Source organism: Bacteriovorax stolpii, from assembly GCF_002872415.1.
In the GTDB taxonomy this organism is placed as follows: Bacteria; Bdellovibrionota; Bacteriovoracia; order Bacteriovoracales; family Bacteriovoracaceae; genus Bacteriovorax; species Bacteriovorax stolpii.
This window is the reverse complement of the sequence record NZ_CP025704.1, coordinates 1-25,261: the sequence shown is the minus strand read 5'-3', so window position 1 is coordinate 25,261 and position 25,261 is coordinate 1. Positions and strand designations below refer to the sequence as shown.

At 37.8% G+C, this 25,261-nt stretch carries 19 protein-coding genes; 9 read left to right on the top strand and 10 right to left on the bottom strand.

Translation table 11 applies throughout. The features are described 5' to 3' along the window. Positions 1 to 81 precede the first annotated feature (81 nt). The 7 genes from C0V70_RS00105 (at position 82) to C0V70_RS00075 (ending at position 7,549) form a co-directional block, all read left to right on the top strand. Positions 82 to 936, top strand: a complete 855-nt coding sequence (locus C0V70_RS00105; RefSeq protein WP_158649502.1) for a peptidylprolyl isomerase — start codon at positions 82 to 84, stop codon at positions 934 to 936. Positions 937 to 1,025: 89 nt separating this feature from the next. Further along, entirely contained in the window at positions 1,026 to 1,946 is a 921-nt protein-coding gene (locus C0V70_RS00100) for a peptidylprolyl isomerase (RefSeq protein ID WP_102241827.1), read from the top strand. A 12-nt stretch (positions 1,947 to 1,958) separates the two neighbouring features. Then, positions 1,959 to 2,873 carry a PdxA family dehydrogenase gene (locus C0V70_RS00095; protein ID WP_102241826.1) on the top strand — a complete coding sequence of 305 codons (915 nt, stop codon included), beginning with the start codon at positions 1,959 to 1,961 and terminating at the stop codon, positions 2,871 to 2,873. Next, positions 2,854 to 5,670, top strand: a complete 2,817-nt coding sequence (gene uvrA, locus C0V70_RS00090) for an excinuclease ABC subunit UvrA (protein ID WP_102241825.1) — start codon at positions 2,854 to 2,856, stop codon at positions 5,668 to 5,670. Before C0V70_RS00095 ends, uvrA begins: the two co-directional genes overlap by 20 nt. Beyond that, on the top strand, positions 5,667 to 6,422 hold the full coding sequence (locus C0V70_RS00085; RefSeq protein WP_102241824.1) for a TrmH family RNA methyltransferase: 756 nt from the start codon (positions 5,667 to 5,669) through the stop codon (positions 6,420 to 6,422). The genes uvrA and C0V70_RS00085 overlap by 4 nt, the downstream gene beginning before the upstream one ends. A gap of 12 nt (positions 6,423 to 6,434) precedes the next feature. Further along, positions 6,435 to 6,872, top strand: coding sequence for an OsmC family protein (locus C0V70_RS00080; RefSeq protein ID WP_102241823.1), 438 nt, complete (start codon positions 6,435 to 6,437; stop codon positions 6,870 to 6,872). Between the two features lie 113 nt (positions 6,873 to 6,985). Beyond that, positions 6,986 to 7,549 (top strand): hypothetical protein, encoded by a 564-nt coding sequence (locus C0V70_RS00075; protein WP_102241822.1) that lies wholly within the window; start codon positions 6,986 to 6,988, stop codon positions 7,547 to 7,549. A 619-nt stretch (positions 7,550 to 8,168) separates the two neighbouring features. Here the strand turns inward: C0V70_RS00075 and C0V70_RS00070 are convergent. From C0V70_RS00070 to C0V70_RS00060, 3 genes are read right to left on the bottom strand one after another with little or no spacing between them, the layout of a single operon-like run. Continuing rightward, positions 8,169 to 8,486: an ATP synthase F0 subunit c gene (locus C0V70_RS00070; RefSeq protein ID WP_102241821.1), complete on the bottom strand. Its 318-nt coding sequence runs from the start codon at positions 8,484 to 8,486 to the stop codon at positions 8,169 to 8,171. Between the two features lie 44 nt (positions 8,487 to 8,530). Then, positions 8,531 to 9,343: a F0F1 ATP synthase subunit A gene (atpB, locus tag C0V70_RS00065; protein ID WP_102241820.1), complete on the bottom strand. Its 813-nt coding sequence runs from the start codon at positions 9,341 to 9,343 to the stop codon at positions 8,531 to 8,533. Further along, the gene (locus C0V70_RS00060; RefSeq protein ID WP_133566648.1) at positions 9,340 to 9,723 is read right to left on the bottom strand and encodes a hypothetical protein; all 384 of its coding nucleotides are present in this window, start codon (positions 9,721 to 9,723) and stop codon (positions 9,340 to 9,342) included. The genes atpB and C0V70_RS00060 overlap by 4 nt, the downstream gene beginning before the upstream one ends. Positions 9,724 to 10,619: 896 nt before the next feature. Between C0V70_RS00060 and C0V70_RS00045 the strand changes: the two genes are divergently transcribed. Together C0V70_RS00045 and C0V70_RS00040 are read left to right on the top strand one after the other, a co-directional pair. Then, a complete protein-coding gene (locus C0V70_RS00045; RefSeq protein WP_102241816.1) occupies positions 10,620 to 13,388 on the top strand; it encodes a PKD domain-containing protein in 2,769 nt (922 codons plus the stop codon). 142 nt (positions 13,389 to 13,530) lie between these two features. Then, positions 13,531 to 14,610, top strand: a complete 1,080-nt coding sequence (locus C0V70_RS00040; RefSeq protein WP_102241815.1) for a twitch domain-containing radical SAM protein — start codon at positions 13,531 to 13,533, stop codon at positions 14,608 to 14,610. Positions 14,611 to 14,614: 4 nt separating this feature from the next. Here C0V70_RS00040 and C0V70_RS00035 read toward each other — a convergent pair whose 3' ends face one another. The 7 genes from C0V70_RS00035 to dnaA all read right to left on the bottom strand — a co-directional run bounded on the left by C0V70_RS00035 (position 14,615) and on the right by dnaA (position 25,261). After that, a complete protein-coding gene (locus C0V70_RS00035) occupies positions 14,615 to 15,421 on the bottom strand; it encodes a tetratricopeptide repeat protein (RefSeq protein ID WP_102241814.1) in 807 nt (268 codons plus the stop codon). Positions 15,422 to 15,430: 9 nt separating this feature from the next. Continuing rightward, on the bottom strand, positions 15,431 to 15,709 hold the full coding sequence (locus tag C0V70_RS00030; RefSeq protein ID WP_102241813.1) for a YciI family protein: 279 nt from the start codon (positions 15,707 to 15,709) through the stop codon (positions 15,431 to 15,433). 1 nt (position 15,710) lies between these two features. Further along, positions 15,711 to 18,251 (bottom strand): DNA gyrase subunit A, encoded by a 2,541-nt coding sequence (gene gyrA / locus C0V70_RS00025; RefSeq protein ID WP_102241812.1) that lies wholly within the window; start codon positions 18,249 to 18,251, stop codon positions 15,711 to 15,713. 36 nt (positions 18,252 to 18,287) lie between these two features. Continuing rightward, the gene (gene gyrB, locus C0V70_RS00020) at positions 18,288 to 20,741 is read right to left on the bottom strand and encodes a DNA topoisomerase (ATP-hydrolyzing) subunit B (RefSeq protein WP_102241811.1); all 2,454 of its coding nucleotides are present in this window, start codon (positions 20,739 to 20,741) and stop codon (positions 18,288 to 18,290) included. 30 nt (positions 20,742 to 20,771) lie between these two features. After that, positions 20,772 to 21,869, bottom strand: a complete 1,098-nt coding sequence (gene recF, locus C0V70_RS00015) for a DNA replication/repair protein RecF (protein WP_102241810.1) — start codon at positions 21,867 to 21,869, stop codon at positions 20,772 to 20,774. Positions 21,870 to 21,874: 5 nt separating this feature from the next. After that, complete coding sequence (gene dnaN, locus C0V70_RS00010; RefSeq protein ID WP_102241809.1) at positions 21,875 to 22,990, bottom strand: DNA polymerase III subunit beta; 1,116 nt, start codon at positions 22,988 to 22,990, stop codon at positions 21,875 to 21,877. Between the two features lie 696 nt (positions 22,991 to 23,686). Then, on the bottom strand, positions 23,687 to 25,261 hold the full coding sequence (gene dnaA / locus C0V70_RS00005; RefSeq protein WP_102241808.1) for a chromosomal replication initiator protein DnaA: 1,575 nt from the start codon (positions 25,259 to 25,261) through the stop codon (positions 23,687 to 23,689).

The following is a 25,261-nucleotide window of genomic DNA, read 5'->3' as shown; positions in this document are numbered from 1 at the left end:
TCCTTTTTTTATTTTCTGCTATCATTAAAAGTACATACATTATTGCGTGTTAAAGAATTAACTTTTCTGAGGATAATAGTGATGAAGACATCAAATTACTTATCGATTCTTGCCCTGGCATTTTCAGTGTCGGCTTACGCTCAAGATAAGGAGCAGCCAGCAACGAACCCAAGAAACACTAACCCTGAAGCTATTGTTGCGACAGTTAACGGTGTGGAAATTAAGAAAGGACAACTTGATCAGGCCTTCGAACAAAACCTGATGTTTGTTTCGGACAAAATCGTTACAAAAGAAAAAGTTCTCAATGACATTATCAACCGCGAAATCGGGATCAAAAAAGCAAAAGAAGCGAAACTTCAAGATGACCCAATCGTTAAGTCAAAAATGGAAGACGTTCTCTACCATGCTCAAATCTCAAAAGATTTAGAAAAGAAACTTCAAGGCATCCAGGTTTCAGACAAAGAAGCACAAGATTACTACGCTAAAAACAAAGAATACCGCACAGCTCATATTCTTTTCCGCGTAAGAGTCGCTCCAGACAAGGCCGAAGTTGAAGAAGCAATGAAAAAGTCTCTGGAAGTTTACAAACAACTTCAATCAAAACCACAACAATGGCCGGAACTTGCTAACAAGTACTCTCAAAGCTCAACTGCTCCAGCAGCAGGGGATCTTGGTTACCTGCCAGCAATTAAATACGCTCCAGAATACTTCAGAGCAATCAACGGAAAAGCTAACGGATACATTTCACCTCCAACAAGAACTCAGTTCGGGTATCACATCATTAAAGTTCTAGGGGTTAAGGAATGGAAAGAAGTTGACCCAGCACTATACAAGAAGATTGTTTACGACCAAAAACGTGACAAGATCCTTGAAGAATACTTTGCTGACGCACGTAAAGGTGCAAAAATTACTGTTAACAAAGAATGGTTAAAATAGACAGCTAACAATAGCCTTGCGACTTGCGTAGTAATATCAGATAACTTACTCTAATAACCCTATAAGGTTTTAAGTTTTAGTAGGTTAAAATGAAACTCGCAAGTCGCTTTTTTTTTCTCGCAACTCTTCTGATCTCTCTTTCCGCTGAAGCCAAACTTCTCGATAAAATCGCAGCTATCGTAGACGACAACATCATCACTCTTTCACAAATCAATAGAACCAACAGCAACCTGGCGATCAAAAAGAACGTTGCTCCGATGATCTATGACAAAAGCGCCTACTCAAATGACGAACTTCTACAGATTGCCATCAACAAATACTTAATCCGCGCTAAGCTTTCTGAACTTGGATACACCATTACTGATGACCAGGTTGAAGCACAAATTAAATCAAACCAAGAGCGCCTAGGCGTTGATAGAAAATCTCTAATGGGATTTTTAAAGCAACAAGGAACTTCATTTGATGAGTACTTTGAAACATTAAGAGAAGCTATCGAGTACAGCTACTTCGTTAACCGCGTTGTCTCTCCACTTATCGCTATCTCTGAACAAGATGTAAAAAACACTTATTACAAAAACAACATTAAGGACTCACGCCTTAACTTCAAATACTCTTTAATCGACTATGCTGTTGGAAAAGATGTTGTTTCTAAACCAACCAAAGGTCAGATGGAAGAAATCGTAAAACAATACCGTGTAAATGGCGTTCTACCTGAAGCTTACTCAACACTAACAGTGACAAATCTTGAAGACATCAGTGAAGAAGGGGTGACAACTGAACTTAAAAACCTTCTAAAGGAAACTGACGAAGGCGCACTAACGACTCCAATCGTTATCAATAACCAGTACCACGTTTTCTATCTTGGGAAAAAAGACCTGGTAGAAACTGAAGCTTTCGCTTCTCAAAAAGATAAGATCAAAGATCAGCTTTTTGAAAAGGCCGTAAAATCTGAAACGTCAGTATGGTTTGAAAGAGAAAGAAATAAACACTACATCAAAATTTCTCTCTAATGGAATTAAGAGATGATCTATGTAACTCAAGGACACGAAAGGGGCATTGGTCTCGAGATCTTTCTTAAGGCTTTTTTACTTCTCTCAGAAAGAGAGAAGAAAGCTGTCACACTCGTTGTTAATGAGCAGGACTTAAACACTAATTTTAAGGACCTGGGCTTTAAAAAAGATAATTTTAAAGATCTTAATGTCATTCATCCCAAAATAGAAAAGGGGATTCCTTCTTCAACATCTTCTCTCGTTCATGTTTTAAACGTGATTAAGCCTGAAGATATTTTAGTGACTCTTCCAACCTCAAAAGATCAATTGATCCATGATGGGAAAAGCCTAGCCGGTTACACAGAGTTTTTCCGTGAATACTTCAATAACAAAAACATCTCTATGACATTTAAAGGAACTTCACAAAATGTTCTTTTAATCACCGATCATGTGGCGCTCAAAGATGTGACAAAAGTTATCACCACTGATCTGATTGTTGAGAAAACCAATACGACGATTGAGTTTTATAAAAAATATTTCTTTGATTATGAACAAGTGATCTTCTCAGGAATCAATCCGCACGTTGGTGAAAACGGAATCTTAGGAAGTGAAGATAAAATAATCACCACGGCCATTGACCAATTAAAAAAGAAACACACATTAGAATTCAAAGGCCCTTATTCTGGTGATACACTTCACATGCACCACGATGAAACAAAGAAGCAGTTATTTGTTTATATGTTTCACGATCAAGGTCTTGCCCAATTCAAAGCGATGCACGGACTCATCGGATTAAATATCTCTATGGGTCTTCCGTTCTTGCGTCTAAGCGTTGATCACGGCACGGCTTTCGATTTATATGGTAAAAATAAAGCTAACCCAACCGGCCTGATTTTTCTCTTTAAACAAGCTTTCGAGGTTATGAAGTATGTCGATAAACGAAATTAACGTTGTAAAAGCAGCGGTTCATAATTTGAAGGATGTTACTATAAGCATCCCGAAGAACACTCTTACTGTTATTACTGGGCCATCTGGTTCAGGGAAATCTTCTTTGGCTTTCGACACTATTTATGTTGAAGGACAGAGACGCTATATTGAATCTCTTTCAAGTTATGCCAGACAATTCTTAGGCCAATACCAACCACCTGAAGTGGAATCAATCACAGGCCTAAGTCCTGCGATTGCGATTGACCAAAAAACATCTAGCAAAAACCCAAGATCAACAGTTGGAACGACAACTGAGATCTACGATTACCTGCGCGTTCTTTATGCTCGCATCGGGACTCTTTATGATCCAGATACAGGTGTGGAAGTTAGAAGATACACCCCAAGCCAGATTACAAGAGAAGTTTTAAAAGCAGGGGATAAAGCCAAGCTACAAATCCTTGCACCTATTCCTTATAACGATAAAATTAAGTTCAAAGAAATCTCAAGCAAGTTCCAGACGATGGGATTTACCCGCGCTCGTTTAAACGGCGAAATGATTCAACTTGATGAAGATATTAAAGCGCCAAAAGGAAAGTACCAACTAGATATCGTTGTCGATCGTATCGTGCTTAAAGACGATGTCGAAAAACGCCTGGCCGACTCTATTGAATACGCCTTAAAGCTTGCAGAAGGAAACGTTCAAATCCTGGTTAATGACAACAAGGTCCTGAATTTTTCTGAGCATAACAAATCAACAAACGGCGATAAAATTTATCCTGAGCTTGAACCACGTCTGTTTTCTTTCAACTCACCAATCGGTGCGTGCGAAGTTTGTAATGGGTTAGGGGAAACAAAGATTTTTGATATTGACCTGATGATCTTTGATGAAAGCCTTCCACTTCTAGAAGGAGCGATCACTCCTATTTCTAAGAAAAGTTCATTCCTTTACAAAATGGTCGAAACCATTGCCGAAGAAGAAGGTGCAGACGTAAGCCTGCCTTTTAGAAAACTTCCAAAGAAGTTTAAAGATATTCTTTTTAACGGTTCAGATAAAGTTTACCGTTACTCATTCACTTCAGAAAACTCGCATTTTGAGTTTTCGAAAGCTTTCCCAGGTCTTTCAGCATGGCTGGAGAAAAAATACCTGGAAAGTGGATCGGATAAAGTCCGCATTGAATTAGAAAAATACATGAACATTAAATGTTGCCCGTCTTGCAAAGGCCTGCGCTTAAATCGCATCGCTCTTTCTACAAAGATCGGCGACAAGAACATCATGGATCTTTGTACACTTTCAATCTTTGATTGTTTTGAATACCTAAATGCCATCAAATTAGATGGTGAAAAGAAAATCATCGCGGAAAAGCTACTTAAAGAGATCATTTCACGCTTGCGCTTCTTAAATGATGTCGGTCTAAGCTACCTGACGTTAAATCGAGGTGCCATGACTCTTTCCGGTGGTGAGTCTCAGCGTATCAGACTGGCAACTCAAATCGGTTCCGCTCTTTCTGGCGTTCTTTATGTTTTAGATGAGCCAAGTATTGGTCTTCACCAAAGAGACAATGACCGCCTGATAAAAACACTAAAGACTCTTCGCGACCTGGGCAACACTGTTCTCGTTGTTGAACATGACGAAGATACGATGAATGAGAGTGATTACATTATCGATATGGGACCTGGAGCAGGTATCCACGGAGGGACAATTGTTTCTCACGGGCCACTTGCAAAACTTTTAAGCGATAAAAAATCACTGACAGCAAGATTCCTTTCTGGTGCAGACCGCATTCCGGTCCCGCAAACAAGAAAGAAAGCGACTAAATTTTTAAAGTTAACTGGGGCCACTGAGCACAACCTGAAAAAACTCGACGTTAATTTCCCTCTTGGTGGATTAGTATGTGTTACAGGAGTAAGTGGTTCAGGTAAATCAACTTTGGTTCATAAGGTTTTGGTTCCTGCTTTAAAAACGCACTTAACAAACACTCACAAAACCCTTTACTCGAAGGCCAACTACAATGCTCTTGCCGGAGTAGATGAAATCAAGACGGTTATCGAACTTGACCAGTCTCCAATCGGAAGAACACCACACTCAAACCCGGCGACATACACCGGTCTCTTTGATGATATTCGCGATATCTTTGCTTCAACAAATGAATCGCAAATCAGAGGGTACAAAACAGGGCGTTTTAGCTTCAACGTTAAAGGCGGTCGATGTGAAGAGTGTGAAGGCAATGGTGTTAAGAAAATCGAAATGCACTTTCTTCCAGATGTTTATATAACATGTACGGAATGTAAGGGGACTCGCTACAATGCTGAGACTCTTTCTGTTCTTTATAAAGGTAAAAACATCGCTGAAGTTCTAGAGATGTCGATCGAAGAAGGCTGTGAGTTCTTTAAGAACCACACTAAAATCTCTCGCGTCCTTGAAACACTTCGCTCAGTGGGTCTAGGTTATATGAAACTAGGTCAGCCAGCGACAACCCTCTCTGGTGGTGAAGCTCAGCGCTTAAAATTATCGCGCGAGCTTTCAAAAAGAACCAAAGGTCACTGTCTATACGTTCTTGATGAACCGACAACAGGACTTCACTTCCAGGATATAAAAATCCTTCTTTCTGCCCTTCAACAATTGGTGGATCAAGGTCACACACTTTTAATTATTGAGCACAACCTCGACGTTATTAAAACTGCTGACCATGTTATCGACTTAGGACCAGAAGGTGGAACAGGTGGAGGTGAGGTCGTAGCGACAGGAACTCCGGAAGAAGTGGCCAAAAACCCAAAATCAATTACTGGTAAATATTTAAAGAAAGTTCTTAAAGCATGATTCAAATTACAGACCCCAATGACCAACGGATTGCAGAGTTTATCTCAATCCGTGATCATGTACTCAATTCAAAAGACCTCATCATTGCCGAAGCTGAAAAGCTTTTTTTGCAATTAAGAGCGAGCCATAAGCCGATTCATAAAATCCTGGCAACGCCAGCGTTTATCGAAAGACACCAGCTTTCAGGCGAGAACATTTTTGCTGCCGATAAAAAAGTCCTTGAATCCGTGGCCGGATTTAAAATTGAATTTGAAGTTTTAGTCCTGGCCGAAAAACCAAAAGATGCACCTCTTGATCAGCTCGACAATCGAATCATTGCACTCAATGGTCTGACGTCACCTGAGAATGTGGGAAGCATTGTCCGTTCAAGTGCTGCTTTTGGTATCAAATCGATGCTGATGGATGAAAAAACCTGCTCTCCTTACTTAAGACGATGCATCCGTGTTTCCATGGGTAATATTTTTGCCATGAAAACGAATCATGCCCTTAACTTTAGGGGGGATCTAAAAAGGCTAAAGGAACTGGGCTACACTATTTTATCAACTGCCAACATCCCAGGCTCAATCGATGTGGCCGATTATAAGTTTCCTGAAAAATGTATTCTTATTATCGGTAGCGAAGGACACGGGATTGACCAAGATATCTTGAATCTCTCTGACACTATTTTAAAAATCAAAATCGATCCGCAAGTCGCACACCTGAATGCTGCAAATGCCGCCGCCATCTTTTTATCCAAGATGAGCACATTATAAGAAGGAGTTTTCATGGAAGCTAACGTTAAATGGAATACAAAACTAAGTTTTACTGGAAATGTTAGGGGACATGAAACTCAACTCGATACAACTCTTGCTAATGGAAGCTTAAACCGCGGGCCGAGTCCAAAAGAAATGCTTCTTAATGCCATCAGCGCATGTGCTGGAATGGATATCGCCTCAATCTTAGAAAATAAAAAAGAGCCTCTTCTTACTCTCGATATTAATGCTAAGGCCAACATGACAAAAACGACTCCTTCATATTTCGCAGACATTCACTTGATCTATAAAATTGGCGGTGAAGTCAAAAAAGATATGGCGATCAAAGCGTGCGAAGCTTCTATGACAAAGTATTGTGGCGTGAGTCTCATGCTAAGCAAAGTCTGCCCAATCACATATGACGTTGTTCTAAACGGAGAGAAGATCTTCTCTGGTGAATCAAAGTTCTAGAGTCTTTCTGACACTACTCTAATTCTTAATGCTTTCATGCTCTGACAGCGCCTTGCTGTTTATCATCTCATTCATTAACCTAACTTCATTGTTCTTTTTTAAAAGGAGTTTTTATGAAGTGGTTAATTCTATCCCTGGTCCTTTCATCGCAAGCTCTCTTTGCTTCATCTGAAATCGATCAACTTTCTTTTCTTTATTATAAAAATAAACTAAATGGTTTTGAAAAATCTATTGAAGGTGAAGACCAATGCTACCCGCGTCCTGATTCAAGTTCATGTGCAAAAGTTATTTGCGAAAAACTTCCTTCATACATGTGTGATAGCCCTGATGAAATCAGACAAGTCACAACTATGTGTAGAGGAAATTATGGCGGTGATTGTGTAGCGAGAGTGATCAAGCAACTTCCTTCATATCAAAGTGATTCATTAGATGAAATGAAAGATATCGCTAATCAATGTAGTGGTGTTGTTGGTTCAAGATGTTTTGATTTTTTTGCTAGCAAACTTCCTGCGTATCAACTCGACAGTAGAGATGAAGTCTTCGAAGTTTTAGGCCAATGTAAAAATGCTTCTTATGATGTTGTCGACTGTGCAGTCTTCACTTGTGATAAACTTCCATCGTATCAATGTGACTCTCGCGACGAGCTCATCAACGTTCTTAAGTCATGTGGTAATTAAATACGGGGGCTTTGCGCCCCTTTTTTTATTTATTTCCCCCTGTTGACAAAAATTTAAACTACGTTTATTCTGACAAAAGTTATTACTTTTACACGAAGGAGGTACATTTATGATTTCAATTAACAAAATGATTTGTACTGATCGTCGTGTGTCTCAACCCGTCCAGCTCTAAAGCACACTACTATTCTCAGCACATTCATTGTCATTAATTTGGATCAACTCAAATGTAGTTTTTAGTTTTGTTGTTTTAATTTTTAGTATTTTTTAATTTTATTGGAGTTTTATATGGAACATTTGTTTCACAGGAATTTTTTTGCCTTTTTTCTAGAATTTAAAGAGTTCAGTTTTTATTTTGCAAAAGCTAGTTCTAGTTTTTTCAAAATGACCTGGACCTTGGTATGCCTGAGTGTTTTTTGTATCAGATCTTTGTGCCACCTTTTATTTGTTGGCCCATCTTTATACAAAAGGCATTCGCCTTATGAATCCACCATCGTGGAGAAGAGTGCACCATTGCACTTTCACAGGAATTTCTAATCTATGAAGAAACACTTTTTAGGCATAAAAAAAGGGAGCCCGAAAGCTCCCTTCTTTTTTATCTTAGAATTCTTGCGAATTAAAATTACACAAGGAAAGTTGAGATAAGAGCGAAAATTACAAGTGATTCCATAAGTGCTAGACCAAGAATCATTGGAGTTTGGATTTTATCAGCTGCAGCTGGGTTACGAGCGATTCCTTCTAGAGCTACTGAAGCAGCTTTAGATTGAGCTTGTGTACCACCGAAAACAGCGATCCCTAGAGCGAAGAAGTAAGCGATGTACTTGATTGCTACAGTGTTAAGACCAGCAGCTGCTGCGCCTTCACCTGTTTGAGCAAATGCTTGTTGAGCAACAAGACCAACTAGAACTAGGAAAGAGAAAATTAAAGGTAGCTTTTTCATTTGTTTGTCTCCTTAGACAAAAAAGTTAATAGTTCGGTTTTTTCTTAGTGATGAGCGTGGTGATCACCATGATCGTGGTGAGCAGTCGCTAAACTAATATAAACCATTGATAGCATTGTAAATACGTAAGCCTGGATGAAAGAAACCAGGATCCCTAGAACCATGAATACGATTGGTACTAATAGTGGTGCTAGGTTTGAGAATGTTCCAAGAACCATGTGGTCCCCGTACATGTTTCCGTAAAGACGAAGAGCTAGAGAGATTGGACGAATACATGTTGAGATGATCTCGATCGGGAAGATTAAGATCGCCATGTACCATAGAGGTCCAGCAAAGTGCTTAAGGTAATTGATCGTTCCAAGTTCTTTGCAACCTTTGAAGTTGAAGTAAAGGAATGAGAACACACCAACTGCAAGAGTTGTGTTGATTGATTCTGTTGGTGGAAGGAATCCTGGGATTAGTCCAACCATGTTTGAAACGAAGATAACAAGGAACATTGTCGCAACAAACGAGTAGTACTTAGGAGCATCTTTTTCTCCAAGAACTGCGCGTGCTTGTGTGTAGATAAATGAACCGTAAAGTTCAACGATGTTTCTGTATGTGATTCCTTTATCAGGAACAACTGCTGCATCTAGGTTTTTAGTTTTAGCACGGTAATAAACACCAGTTAAAACTAGCGCTAGAAGAACTAGGATGAAAGTTAAAATGTGATCGTAGTGATGAACACCAGTCAGGTGCTCAAAGAAATGATCTAATCCAGTCGCGTGACCAAACTGAGTTACCCAAGTGAAACCACCAGATGCATGTGCATTCGATGAAAGAAGTGCAAGAAGTGATACGAGTGAAATTTTTCTCATTTATTAGACCCTTGTTCTGCCACAGGTTTTTTCATACTGAGGTAGAGGACAACTATTTGTAATACATAAATTAGCACTGGAATTATTATCCTTTTTCCCATGATTTGTACACCTAAAGTTAGCGCGACAATGAGCACAATTGCTTTTCCAATGAAAAGCCCAATAAGCCCTGATTTATCTGTCTCGCCATTGCCCGCGGCCTGATTCGTGACCTTCTCAACACCCTTAACCAACATATATTGATTTAGGCACGCCGCTAAAAAAATGGTCAGCATGACTTTAAGTTCTTCGAAATTTCTGGATAAAAAATAGGAAATGATTAGCAAAATGCTTGAAAAGAGAACGTATTTTTTGAAATCAATTTTTGCGCTTATATGCATAATAAACCATGAGGAACAAAATATTTCCTACAATCGCCAAGAAGATTAAAACTGCTACGACTTTGCTTATTATCCCGAGTTTGACGAGTTGGAAAGCCCCCCAGGCCGCAATAAAAATTGTCGACGGAAGACTCATGGCCAAGCCCATGATTTGAATCCACTTTTTATTCATTACTCGCCCTTATATACCTTTGTGTTTTATTCAATCTCTGTTTCAAAATTAAGAACTTAAATGCTGTTTTATCTATAATTAATTCTTATTCTTTCTTACGGTTTTTTAAAATATAAAACCCGATTAGTTCAATTGTATTATAAAAACTATATTCCACAGAAGTGGCTTGTAGTAATTGCATTTTTTATTGGCACCATTACCCAGAAGAACCCACAATAAAAAATCTCATATCCATTCGTTTTTATTAACTCGAAAGTAATGTTATAAAGTTTATTATAATTTTATGCTGAATAGAATTATTCTAGAAATCTAAACAAGGTGATAATTGAATGCAAGAACTTGAAAAAAAAATACTAGATTTAGATCAAATTGAAAAAAAGACAATTAAATTATTCTTCGGACTGTTTTTTATTGTTTTAATTTCTATGAGTTCTTTTACCATGCTTCTCCGAAATTTTGGCATAAACATAAGCCTTCTCTCTTACATTGTCATTTGTGCTTATATTCTTTTTGCATATCCATATTTATTATTTCATTTTGCTAAATGCCCGTACTGTAAAAGTCATTACTTTCATCCCTTCTTAATGACAAAGAATGAAATGAAAAGAATCTTGCAAAACTCTTCGTCATGTATCAAATGCTCTAAGCATGCTCAAGTAATTTCGCGCTACCTTCGTTAGCTTTTTAATTTTCTAAATTCACCTAAACTAAAAGTGAGGCACGTATGTTGGTATCCTATCGGATAGTATCTATTGCTGTATTTCTTTTACTTTTTTGTAATTTAACCTTTGCTAAAAACCTGAACGGAAAAAAATTAGCAACCCTCGAGGAAATATCAAGTGAATTAGATAACATTTCAGAAAATATCAAAAAACTAGAAAAAGAATTTTCGAAAAAAGGGTTAACCTCAAAAGATAAAATTGAACTACAAAAGAAAAAAAATTTATTAGTTTCAAGAAAATGGAATCTTAAGCTTCTACAAAAAAGAGCCTTTTATAAAAAACGTCTTCAATACACCTCTTCATCTCATCCAATGAAGCTAATAGTAACTCCGTCAAAAGTTTGCGAAAGTCCCTGTCAAGTTACAGTCGAAGCAATTCCAGATAAAATTATTAAAAATAAAATTAAAAATTATTATTTTTTTATTGATGAAAAGAGAATTGAATCTTCTACTCCTAAAATAGAGACAACATTAGTTTTTAATAAGAACTCCTTTGCGCCTGCACACTTGAGAAAAATTAAGGACAAGGTAGATATCGTTAAAAAGTTTCAAGTGCATGCAGAAGGGATCATTTCTGAATACAAATTTATAAAATCTCAGAGAAAATTCGTTGCAGTGAAATCAGCGAGCCCAATAAACACTTCAGTTGAGCTACTAACTACAACTGCTCGAGCACTAGATAAAATCATAATTTCAGTAGGAGAAAATACAGGGGAGGTACTTTCTGCCAAGATTGATAATTTAGATGTTGTTTTTAAAAAAGACACAGCAGCACCAAATACGATGTTTACAACATTGCCATACATTAATAAAGATAGGGTCCTTTTATCAATTGGAGATAAAGAATTTCCAGTCAAAATCTTACCTTTAGAAAATGTCGAAATGCCCAGAGATTTTTTGGCACAAAACATAAGCAAAATGGCGGAATTACTTGATCTGTATATTACCGATAAGGACTATGCTGCCAACCTAGGGAAGGATGGAGTCCAAGGCTTCTCTTACTTAAAAGAAGCACTAAATTTAATCAATGGTTACATTGCGGCACAGGCTTCAGAAGAAAAGGTACAGCTTGCAGCCAACTTATTAAATCAATCATTTAAAAATGATTCGGATTTATTCCAACTCTACACATATCAACATACTAGCGGCCAAAGTTCAACTATCGTTAGCAATCAATATAAAAAAATCCATGGCCTTGGAAAAATGTTTCAATTTTTTTCACATTTCATTATTGCTAACGCCAATGCAAACTCCCAAGAAGACCAAGCATTATTTATCGTCGAGTTTCAAAAACTTTTAGAAAAAATCGTAAATCTTGGTTCAAAAACTCTATACGATGGGATGATACATAAATGTTACATTTCAAAAGGACGAGTTGTACCTATTGATGTTCAAGCAGCTGAAATGATACTTAGCTTTTGGTCGCAATCTTCTTGGCTCGCAATGGCTATTGATCCAATTAATGGTGCACTATCTTATTTAGGATCAATCGCTGGCTCTGTAGCTCTAATCACTAGAATTAATTACGACTGTGAAGGGGACACATTAATTAAACCTAAATTAATTATTTACAATCAACCAACTCTTCCCCTTCGACCAGGAAACTCACTATCCTACAATCTAAAATGTGATGTTGGTGACTCTAGATATTATGAAGCAGGTTCAATTCTTACAAAGGTAACTAGTCGTCTTAATTACAGCATACCTGTGTTAGAACCCGAAGGAAAATTGGTTTCAAATGATAAAACAGTAAAGAGGTGTGTCGGTCTTGGACAAGACTATTTGGATACTGATCATGATGTTTCTTGCTCTACAAACGCTTTAAAAGAGACTCAGTATTATCTTAACAATAGAAATAATTATGAAAAGTTTAACAAGTCTTTATGCAAAGGAGCCCCTTCATATTATGTAGGTATTTATGAGACTACAACACCCCTATTATCATGTGACTTTGTCAATGAAGGTGAAAAAGTTAATATTAGTAGTCCCATTATTAAAGGAAACGACGTTGTAATAGACTTAACCAAGACTTGGAATTGTCCAAAAGCTAGCTTTACTTATTCTGTAAATAATTTTTCTGTCACTTTTAATGCTAACGATAACTTTAATCAAGATATCAAAAACTTAACCTATAAATGGGATTTTGGTGACGGTCAATTAACTGAAACATCTTCTCCGCTCGTTGTTCATAAGTACCATGAAGCTAAAAAATATACTGTTAAATTAATCATTAGTGATCCTTTTGGCGCAAATGATGAAATCACACAGACTATTGAAATTCATCCACTTGAATTTTCTTTTTTTCTTAAGGTAGATCCTACTGGAACATATCTCCCAGCCTATTTTAGTAGTGCCACAAGATTAAATCTCCAATCAATTCCAGGCAACCCAAACATTAATCTTCAGGCTGGCGATATAATTTATATTCAAGGTTTAGGAAACTATCAAACTGAGCCAGCTGAATATGGGGGAACTGATACACATGCTTGGATGATTGGAGTATTTGCAAGTAATGGTAAATTTTATTTTCCAGGTGAGGATTCAATCTACGAAAGTATTGAATCTTCTCCTACCTTCATAGGACATCTTCCCACAGACATACCTGAAGATTTTTATATTCCATTTGATGGTTATGTGAAACTACAAGTCCCTGAAGGGGCAACAGAAATCCTATTTACAGCTGACGATAATTTATTTACGGATAACAGCGATCCAAATTATGATTTTGGTGTTAAAATTAAAATTCAAGTAAGGCGCTATCAGCAAAATTAGTAATCTTCATGAGTGAGAATATCCCATTCGATATTCTCACTCATTTCAGAAAGTCTCCGTGTCAAAAAAAGAACACTTTTTTACTTAAATAATTCTATTATGAAAAAGAATATTAACATAAAGTAAGTAAGAGGATATTTTTGTGGATTTTCTTAGTAAAAAATATTTTTGCATTTTACCTTGGATTCATTTAGAAATTCAACAAGGGGGGAATTGCACTACGTGTTGCAAGACTCAACTACAGGTTGACCTAGGGTATTTAAGCAAAACTCCATTTTTAGAGATCTTAAACCATCCACAGCAAATTCAAATAAGAAAAAATATGCTCGAAGATAAACCGACTAGAGCATGTTCTGATTGCTATAGAGATGAAAAATTAGGGCATTTCAGCCTACGACAAAGATCTAATCTTTATTACCGTGATTACCATGATTCAGCGATCGCGAATATGGGGGAAGATTACAAACTTTCAAAGCCTAATCTAGTATATTTAGGATTAAGATTTTCTAACCTATGTAATTTAAAATGTGTCTACTGTAGCTCTCACTATTCAACATCAATTGATGATCAGTACAAAACTGGTCACCTTAAAACGTTTGATTCTAAAAATGAAATGGAAAATTTCTTGAAGGAATATTGTAAAAATGTAGAGACATATTACATAGCGGGAGGTGAACCATTTCTAGATCCGCTTCATATTGAATTTTTAAAATATTTAGTGAGCAACAACTTAACACACACCTCTATCACTTATAATACAAACCTAAGTATTCCTCTAGAGAAAAGAAACGATTTGTTTAATCTATGGAAAAAATTTAAATCAGTAATTTTTTGTGCAAGTTTAGATGCCTCTCATGCAACTGGCGAAAAGATCAGAGAGGGGCTTAGCTGGAGATTAGTAGAAAAGAATATTAAAATTGTAAGTGAACAATTAGGCTTAGATAAAATTAAAGTTTATATAACAGTAACAAATCTAAATGCATTAGAAATTTGTACTTTTATTGACTACTTAATCAAAGAAAAATTATGCCTACCTAATGGTATAATATTTAATTTTTTATCTACTCCTCTTAAATATCATATCAGCCAAATTAATGTAGCCGCCAAAAATACACTCATAGAGGAAGTTCGAGCTTTTAGAAAAAAACTAGTGCTCACTTATGACCTTAAAGATGTGCATACTACGATTGGTCAGCTTAATTCTTTTTTAAAATACTTATAAAGTATTAGCGCCTTCTAGAAACTCTTCTCTGATAAAGCGAGTTGAGCCTGTTTTGAATAACATCCGGATTCGGGTAATCATTAGCGATTGAATAATAAATATCGTAGGCCATCTTCAGGTTCTCAGTCGATTCATAAGCATTGGCGACCATGAATTTCGCCTGAACGATATATTCTTTTTTCGTTTCACGCTTTAAATACTCAAGCCACACGTATAGGGCCTTGTTGAAATCTTTCTGCTCAAAATAGATCAGACCTACGTAATAAAAAGAACGAATAAAGTACTCATGGTTCGGGTCAGACTGAATTTTTGTCAGCTGAGAAAGAGCGGCGTCTTTATCGTTGAGATAAAAATAAGAAAGGGCAATTTGTAGCTGGAAGAAATCGAAGTTTTTTAGCTTCGGTGTAAATTGCGAGAGGCGGGTGTAGTTTTTAATCGCGTCTTTATAGTTCTTTAAGTAATTGAAGTTTACATCAGCTAGTTTTTCTTCAGTTTTAATCAACCAAAGTGGATCTTCTGTTAGCTCTTTAACTTCGTTGTAGTAATAAACCGATTTTTTATACTGGCCCAGGTAGATAGAGTAGAGCTCTCCTAACTGGTAGCAGATTTTAAGTCTTAAATCCTGAGCAGGGTTGCTCTTTAAAATATCTTCGTAGAGATAAGCTGCTTTAGCATACTCTTGCTCTGTGATGTAGTTTTGTGCATCAATGATTTTGCGGTTAATTGGGGGAGTGAAGTCGCACGAGGTAAACACCAGCGTGGCTGCCATAATGAAAACTTTGAATAGGAACCTTGGAAAGATCTTCTTCATGAAGAACTCCTAGTAATTAAAATTTGCTGACCTTTTTGTGACGGCAAAATCCGTAATCTTAAAATCGGCCACACCTTCTTTCCAAAATGGGTCTTGGGCCAGGATTTTTTCCAATTCAGCTCTATCCATTTCACGAGCTAAAATAATTCCGCCATCGCGTGGGTTCTTAGGGCCAGAGGCCACCAAAACGCCCTTGGCATAGTAATCGTCGAGAAAAGAGCGATGAGCTTCGAGGTGCTTTTCCACGAAGCTCATGTCTTTTTTATAAGTCAGTTCAATAATAAACATTCTATTCTTCAGTAGCGGCCGGTGGAGTTTCATTTCCTCCGCCTTCCGAAGGTGTTCCAGCTGATGCCGCTCCTTCTACTACTTCGATATCCTCATCAGGATCCACGATTTTCTCTACTGCTACTACTGATTCACCTTCTTTAAGCTTGATCAGACGCACACCTTGAGTCGTTCTACCCATTAGAGAGATACCAGAAATTTTCGTTCTGATGACCTGTCCTTTATCAGAGATGATCATTAGATCGTCTTTATCTGTAACTGGTTTAATGTCGATGATGTCACCGTTCTTTTCGTTCAGTCTCATCGCCAGGATACCTTTACCACCGCGAGATTGTTTTCTGTACTCAGATACTGAAGTACGTTTTCCGTAACCTTGAGATGTAACAGATAGGATTTCTACTGAGTCATCGATGATTTCCATACCGATGATTTTTTCATCGTCAGAAAGCTCAATTCCTTTTACCCCTTGAGAAACGCGCCCTAATGGACGAGCATCTGTTTCAGCAAAACGGATGATTTTTCCTGAAGAAGAACATAGAAGAACGTCTTTTTTCCCATCTGTGATTTTTACAGATAGAAGGTTGTCGCCGTCTACGATCTTAATGGCCGTTAATCCAGATTGGCGGATATTTTTGTACTCAGAAAGCTCTGACTTCTTAACAATACCGCGCTCTGTAGCGATCATTAGGAATTTTCCTTCAACGTCACTTGGAGCAATCATGATGTTCTTAACTGTCTCACCTGGTGGTAATTGAATTAAGTTAACAATGTTACGTCCTTTTGTTGTACGGTTTCCTTCTGGGATGTTGTATACCTTAATCGAGAACACTTGTCCTTTATCTGTGAAGACAAAGAGAGTCGAGTGAGTGTTAGCAATGAAGATAGATGTGTAGAAGTCGTCATCCGCTCCGTCAGCACCTTTTACACCTGTTCCACCACGTTTTTGTGTGCGGTAAGTGTCCATCTGCATACGTTTTACGTAACCTTTGTGAGTGATTGTTACGATAACATCTTCATTCTTAACCAGGTCTTCCATCTGAATTTCATCAGCTTTTGCGATGATTTCAGTTCTTCTCTTATCACCGTAGTTTTCCAGAACTTCTCTGAATTCTGTACGGATGATATCTGTGATCAGATTTTCATTTCCAAGAATTTCTTCAAGGCGAGCAATCTCTCTCATGATGTCGTTGTAGTCTTTGATGATCTTATCGCGCTCAAGACCAGTTAAACGCTGTAGTCTCATATCTAGAATAGCTTGCGCTTGAATATCAGATAGAGAGTAAACGCTCATTAACTGAGCTTTAGCTTGATGAGGACCTTCAGATTTCTTAACAAGTTCAACAATCGCATCGATGTTTTCAACAGCGATCTTTAAACCTTCAAGGATATGTGCGCGTTCTTTTGCTTTTTTCAGCTCGTAAACTGTTCTTCTGATAACAATTTCTCTTCTGTGGTCGATGAAGAAAAGAAGTTGCTCTTTAATATTCAGGATACGAGGAGATCCGTTAACAATCGAAAGGAAGATAATACCAAACGATGTTTGAAGCGGAGTCGCCTTATAAAGTTTATTAATGATAACTGTCGCGATTTCACCTTTTTTAAGGTCGATAACAACTCTGATCCCTTCGCGCGAAGACTCATCACGGATATCTGAGATACCTGTAAGTTCTTTTTCGTTAACAAGTTCAGCAATTCTTTCAATAAGCTTAGCTTTGTTAACTTGGTAAGGAAGTTCAGTGATAACGATTGAATCGCGGTCTTTTTTAGCGTTATGTTCAACGTCGATTTTTGCTCTGATTTGCAGAACACCCTTACCTGTGTGGTAAGCTGAGCGAATCCCTTCTGTTCCGTGAATTGTACCAGCAGTAGGGAAGTCCGGTCCTGGAATAATTCTCATTAAATCTTCAATTGAAGCTGTTGGCTGATCAATTAAAAGAAGAAGACCATTCATGATTTCTGATAAGTTGTGCGGAGGAATGTTTGTTGCCATCCCTACAGCGATACCAGAAGACCCGTTGATTAAAAGATTAGGAATTTTTGTTGGAAGAACACTTGGCTCAACTAGCGAGTCATCGTAGTTCGGATTCCAATCAACAGTTTCTTTATCAAGATCAGCAAGCATTTCTTCCGAAAGCTTCTTCATTCTGATCTCGGTATACCTCATCGCCGCCGCATTATCTCCGTCGATCGATCCGAAGTTCCCTTGCCCGTCTACCAGTGGGTATCTCATTGAGAAATCCTGAGCTAGACGAACGATAGCACCGTAAACAGCAGAGTCACCGTGTGGGTGATACTTACCGATAATATCCCCAACAACACGCGCAGACTTTAGGAATGGCTTGTTGTGGTAGTTATTTAGTGAGTCCATAGCGTAAAGAACACGTCTATGTACCGGCTTCATCCCGTCGCGAACGTCAGGAAGGGCACGGCCAACGATTACCGACATTGCGTAATCGAGATAGCAGCTCTTCATCTCATCTTGAATGACCACCGGAGAAATATTTCCGTGGTTAATTGTGTTATTGTTGTTTTCTTCTGACATATTTTTTTACCTTTTTAACAATCTAAAATTTACGTATTACACATCAAGGTTTCTAGCATTCAGTGCGTTTTCTTCAACGAACTTTCTTCTTGGTTCTACCTGGTCTCCCATTAGAACTGTAAAGACCTGATCCGCTTCAAGCGTATCTTCGATTCTTACTTGTAGAAGTGTTCTGTTAGAAGGGTTCATAGTTGTTTCCCAAAGTTGCTCTGGGTTCATTTCTCCTAGTCCCTTGTAACGCTGAATGTATGCACCTTGTTTCCCATCCGCGATAACAAATTCAGAGAATGCCGTCAGTGATGCGAACTCTCTTGTGTCTTTTTCACGTTCAATTTTAAAAGTCGCTTTGCTGTATTTTTTAATACCGTCAAAGCTGTTAACTAAATCAGCAAATTCCGGCGATCTTAAGAAGCCCGGGCTGATTTTGAATCTCTTTGTTCTTGAAGCTGTTTTGATGTTCAAGCGCAGAGAGAAAGTTTTTGTGTCATAGTCTTCTTCAACTGTAATTGAGTACTGCTTTAGTGTTTCAGTCTCAAGCGGCTTGAAGAAATCAGTAAGTCTCTTAGCTTCAGCTTCAACTTTTGCTTTATCGCTCATGTCTTCAGCTCTAAGCATCCCATCTTCAATCAGTCTTCTTAAAAGGTCTGAATCATAGTGAGTGTCGTAGTAAGAAAGAGTTTTTCTGTACATGCTTTCTTTGTTGATTAACTGCTTAGCTGAATCTCCAGAAACTAGTTCTCCATTGATACTAATTTTTGAATCATCAGTTGCATTGTTAATCAGGTACTCTTCAAGGCGTTTATCGTCTTTTAAGTACGTCTCCATTTTCCCTTTTTTGTATTTATAAAGAGGTGGTTGAGCGATGTAGATATACCCTTGCTCAATAAGCTCCGGGAATTGACGGTAGAGTAGAGTAAGAAGAAGAGTTCTAATGTGCGATCCATCGACGTCGGCATCGGTCATGATAACGATTTTGTGGTATCTAAGTTTCGCAATGTTAAACGTGTCTTTCCCAACACCAGTCCCTAGGGCCTGAATCAGGTTTTTAATCTCTTCTGAAGCCAGCATTTTTTCATAACGAGCTTTTTCAACGTTAAGAATTTTACCTTTTAGCGGAAGAACAGCTTGTACTCTGCGATCGCGACCTTGTTTTGCCGATCCGCCCGCAGAGTCCCCTTCTACGATGTATAGTTCACACTGAGCAGGATCTGATTCCTGACAGTCTGCCATTTTCCCTGGAAGACCAGAGAATTCTAGAACGTTTTTACGACGAGTAAGTTCACGTGCACGCCTTGCAGCTTCGCGAGCAGCAGCGGCATCCACAGATTTTTTGATAACCATTTTCCCAATTTCTGGGTTTTCTTCCAGGAAAGTTTTGAAAGATTCACCCACAAGTGAGTTAACAATCCCTTCAACTTCCGAGTTACCAAGTTTTGATTTCGTCTGACCTTCAAATTGTGGCTCTTTTAGTTTCACTGAAACAACAGCAGTTAAACCTTCTCTCATATCATCACCCGTAAGAGCGATTTTGATGTTTTTTAGAAGGTTATTATCTTTGGCGTAGTTATTAAGTACACGAGTAAGAGCTGTCTTAAATCCAGAAACGTGTGTACCACCTTCTGGAGTCGAGATGTTGTTAGCGTATGAAGTGATGACTTCGTTGTACGAGTCAGTCCATTGCATAGCAATTTCTGCTTCGTAATCGTCTTTTGTCTGCACGAAATAGATTACTTTTTTATGAATCGCTGTTTTAGCTCTGTTTAGGTAATTTACGAATTCAGAAATCCCACCTTCGAAATAGAATAGATCTGATTTTTCTGAACGTTCGTCTTTAAGAGAAATTTTAAGACCACGATTTAAGAAGGCCATCTCGCGGAAACGGTTAGCCAGTGTATCGTAGTTGAATTCGTGGAATTCGAAAATTTCGTTATCTGGTTTGAAAGTAACTTTCGTTCCAGTTTCTTTTGGATTTTCAAGCACACCGATTTCTTTAATTTTGTCAGTCGCTTTACCGTGATCAAAATTTAATTCGTGAAGCTTTCCGTATTTTTTAATCTCTAGTTTTACCCATTTTGAAAGGGCATTTACTACCGCAGCACCTACACCGTGAAGACCACCAGAAACTTTGTAAGCTCCTCCGTCTTCGTTGAACTTTCCACCGGCGTGAAGTTTTGTATACGCAAGTTCCGCTCCTGAAATTCCCTCTGTAGGGTGAATGTCAGTAGGGATCCCACGGCCGTTATCAACAACGGTAACTGAGTTATCGATGTGAATAACAACGTTGATGTCTGTACAATAACCAGCAAGGGCCTCATCTACAGAGTTATCAACAATTTCGTACACGCAGTGGTGAAGACCACGGATACCAGTATCACCAATGTACATACCAGGACGCTTTCTTACGGCATCAAGTCCTTCAAGAACTTTAATCTGGTTTGATCCATACTCAGTGTTTACTTTTGAGATTGATTCGGATTGATTGTTTTCCAAGACAGATACTCCTTCATTGTTGGAGAAGTCTTAGTGAATTATGGAACCATTCCTGATGTGGATGTTGTTGGCGCCGCTAATTCGGTCTAATTCTTCCTTAAATTTTTCGTTGGCAGTAGTTATCAAAACTTGAAATTCTCGTTTTTCTAAATACTCAACTAGCCTACGCCATCGATGCTGATCAAGCTCGCCAGAAACGTCGTCAATTAGCACTATTGGATAGGACATATATTTATACCGAAAAAGCTCTATATAGGCAAATAAGAGGCTTAAATAACTCATCTTTTGCTGGCCTAAAGAACAAAAATCAAACGAATTTAAACCGTCAAAAAGAAGCACATAGTCATCTTTATGTGGACCGTAAGAAGTGTGTCCTCTTTCGCAATCAGATTCCAAGTTGTTGGCGAATAATTTTTGAATGTTTTCCACCGACATTCCAATTATGCGCGAATCTAAATTTATTTTTAAACTGTGGCGTTCAGAAAAAAGCGCTTGAAAGGTCTCGCCAATAAGCGGTTCTAAGGCCTCCAGGAACTCTACGCGCTTGTTTGTGAGAAAATGCGATAGTTGGGCAAGCTCGGAATCAGAAGCCAAAATTTGCTCTTTAAAACGGCTTGGTTTTTTGGAAAGCAGGGTATTTCTGAATCTAAGGGCAATTGTATAACGGGCCAGTTGCTTTTTATATTGGTCATCAAGCTGGCTTAAAAAGTAATCAATCCACTCACGGCGATCGCTGGCGCTATTGTGAAATCCATACGAATCAAACGGATTGATAAAAACCACTTTGATGTCTAAGCGTTTTTTTACCGGAGCTCCATCTAAAAACCAAAGAACATTCTCATTGGTCATTTTAGAGGTGTAGCTCATAACTTCTTTGTCGCCATTTTCAACTACAGAAGAAAATATAATCTCAGGTTTTCCACCATCAATACTCAAAAATTGTGGAAAACTCGTATTTTTACGGAAAGATTTTTTTGTGGCGAGAACGTTGATAGCTTCTAAGATATTTGTTTTGCCATTTCCGTTCTCACCAAGAATACAATTGATCCCTGATGAAAACGTAATGATGTCTGGATTTAAATTTCTAAAGTTTGTAACTTGTAATTTAGAAATTTTATACGTGCTCATAAGACCTATAATTTAAGCGGCATTACGATACACAGATAGTTTTGATTTTTTGTCGATCTGATAACAGCTGGTGAAAGCTCATTGTTAAATTCCATTCTAATATCTTCATCACCAAAGATTGAAAGAATATCCATTAAGAATTTAGCATTGAAGCCGATTTCAAATTCTTTTCCAGAGTAGTTAATCGGGAACTTTTCAAAAGCATCACCAAGAGAAGGGTGGTTGGCAGCAACCGTCATTTCACCTTCTTTCATGATTAGCTTCACACCATTTGATCTTTCATTGGCCATAATCTTGATACGTCTTACAGCATTTAAGAAAGAGTTCTTGTCGATATCAGCGTGGTTGTTTGTTTTCTTAGGAATAATTGCTTGGTACTTTAAGTATTCTTTCGCAATTAATCTAATAGCTAATAAATAAGTATTATTAGCGTTCAAATAAATAAATGATTCATCAACTGAGATCCCAATCTGGTGATCTGGGTAAGCTTCAGCAATTTTCTTAAGCTCAGCTACACCTTTCTTAGGAATGATGATCCCGTTAATAAGCGCTTCAATCTTATTGTTAGAAAGTTCTGTCTCTACTAAAGCAAGTCTGAATCCATCAGTCGCTACTGCTCTAAGTTTTCCATCGATCTCTTGAAGATAGATACCACTTAAGAAAAGTCTTGTTTCATCATTTGAAATAGCATGTGAAGTTTTATTGATCATCTCCAGGATCTGGAAAGTGTTCAGTTTAAATTCATTAGCATTTGTTCCAAATTGAAGGTGAGGGAATTCTTCGCTTGTATAGATTAGAAGTGTGAAGTTAATAGATCCACATGTAAGCTTTAAGTTATTTGATCCTTCTGGAAGTTCAATTGTTAATTCTTTCTCTGGAAGTTCTTTTACGATATCAAATATATTTTTAGCATTTACACAAAATGTACCTGGTTTTTCCACAATACAGTTAGCTGTAACTTTTGCTGATACTTCTAAATCTGTAGCAGTCATTTCGATCTTATTGCCGCTAGCTTGGATTTGAATGAAATTTAGTATTAAACGAGTATTTTTTTTATCTACTACTGAAAGGATTTTAGTAAGAGTCTCTTTTAATTCATGAACTGAAATTTTAATTAACATAAGGCTATTTCCAAAATTTTATATCCTAAGTTTTTAGCAATTAGGAGTCATAGTATCAAGCTTCATTGAGCCACAATATCCCATAAATTAATCATCCTAAATGCAATCAATCTAAACGAATTTAATGAGTGCTTCGATGAAGTTCAAATGATCTCACTTCAGACTCCCATGGCTTTATATTATTTATAATTATTAATACTTTTATTATTACACTGTGGATAAGTGGAAAAGATACGAAAGTCTTTTGATTTCATATAATTAATGAATTTGGGGATCTTGATTATTTGGGATAACTTTTCATTTTTTTAAAAGCCTCGACGGATATTCTTGTTGCGGGGCCTATAATTCACATTCTTATTCACATCTTTTCAACTGAGTTTCAACATTACTTCTTAGATTGCCTAAATAGGGCCTTTTTCACCTCATTTAAAAAATCTTTTCCACATAGTTATTCACATTGTTGAAAACTTTTTGTGGATAAAGGCCTATGCGAAATAACCTTGTTAACACGTGGCCGTAAAACGAAAACTTTTGTTTGGCCATGCATAAAATCTCGGCCGTTATGTGGAAAAGGCCGTGGATAAGGTGTGAACAAATTGTGGAAAACTCTCTTAAAAGACGACAAAGTTATTCACAGCTATCCACATTCAATGTGAATAGCTGTGATTTATATTGAGACAATTTTGGACTTAATTTTTAGAGATTAGATTCGATGGCGTTGATGTCTTTTGAAAGAGAAGAGTCAGTCTTAACTTTATCAGAAATAGTGTTAACCGCATGGATAACTGACGAGTGATCGCGGCCTCCGAAGAACGCTCCGATCTCTTGTTGTTTTGCATTTACCACTTTTCTAGCTAGGTACATGGCCACGTGACGTGCTTTTGTGATGTCCTGGCTTCTTCCTTTAGATTTTAAGTCTGCTAGTGGTACGCGGAAGTATTGAGCTGTAGCTTTTGCCACAGATTCAATCGTCACTTCTTTTTCGTTCTCACTATTAGGAAGCATCAGTTGCTCTTTAACCAGGTCAACTTCGATTTCAACATTCATCAGCTCGCTGACAGCCTTAAGTCTTACCAGTGAACCTTCAAGCTCTCTGATATTTGTCTTAATTCTTGAAGCAATTAACGTTAAAACGTCTTCGTTGATATAAAGGTCAAGCGCTTCCATCTTACGACGAAGAATCGCAATTCTTGTTTCTAAATCAGGTGGCTGAATATCAACGACAAGTCCCCATTGAAGACGTGTTTTAATACGCTCTGAGATACCATCAATTTCTTTTGGTCTCTTATCAGAAGTAAAGATCAGCTGCTTTCCTTTATTATGCATTTCATTGAACACATGGAAGAACTGGTCTTGAGTTCCTTCTTTGTTTTTTAACTCATGGATATCATCGATCATCAGGACATCGATTCTCTCAGTGTACTTTCTTACGAACTCATTAATACGGTTCGTTTTCATTAACTGGATCATCTCATCCATAAAATCGCGGGCAGTGATTAGACAGATTGTGTATGACGGATGTTTTTCTGCGATTTCGTTAGCTACAGCGTGCAGGAGGTGGGTTTTTCCCAGGCCTGAATTGCTGTGGATATATAGAGAAGGGTATTTTCCTTCTTTACCTGGTGTCAGGGCCACAGCTTTCGCTGCTGCCTGAGCGATATTGTTAGTAGGTCCAACGATAAAGTTATCGAAGGTCTTTGAGCGGTCAACTCTGATTCCCGTTTTGTTCGGGTTCATGTGCTCAATATACTCAGCGTCCACGCGCGATTTTAAATCATCGCGAGTAGGGGTTAAGTCCAGTGTGAACTTAGTTGTCGCCATCGACTTTGGTCTATTGTCATCTTTAATTTGAACACCTGAAAGGCCAAAAGCAGGAGCGATGTCTGCTGTCTGGTCTTTAGATGTGATAACGATCTCGTATGCTGTTCCCAGAACATTATAAAGAGCTTTGGCGATTTCTTCTTTATATAAGTCGGCTGACTTCTTAATGAAGGCCGTACGTACGCTAAAGGTCGCGCCCGTGCTGTCGATTTCTAAAAGCTCAAGTGAGTTCTCGAAATACGTTTTGAACTTTAGTTCTGGAACGATAGTCTTCAGGTGGCTTAAAACCTCCTGATTAATAGCGTTTAGCTCTTCTTGATGTTCAGAAGATTGACCCTTTTCCGGGCTCAATTCAGGTGAGAATTGTCCGAAAAAATGGTCATTTGTCTTGGTCTCATTGCCTATCGAAAAAAAATGTTTAATGAGATGAGACGGGAAGTCTTGCGCCAT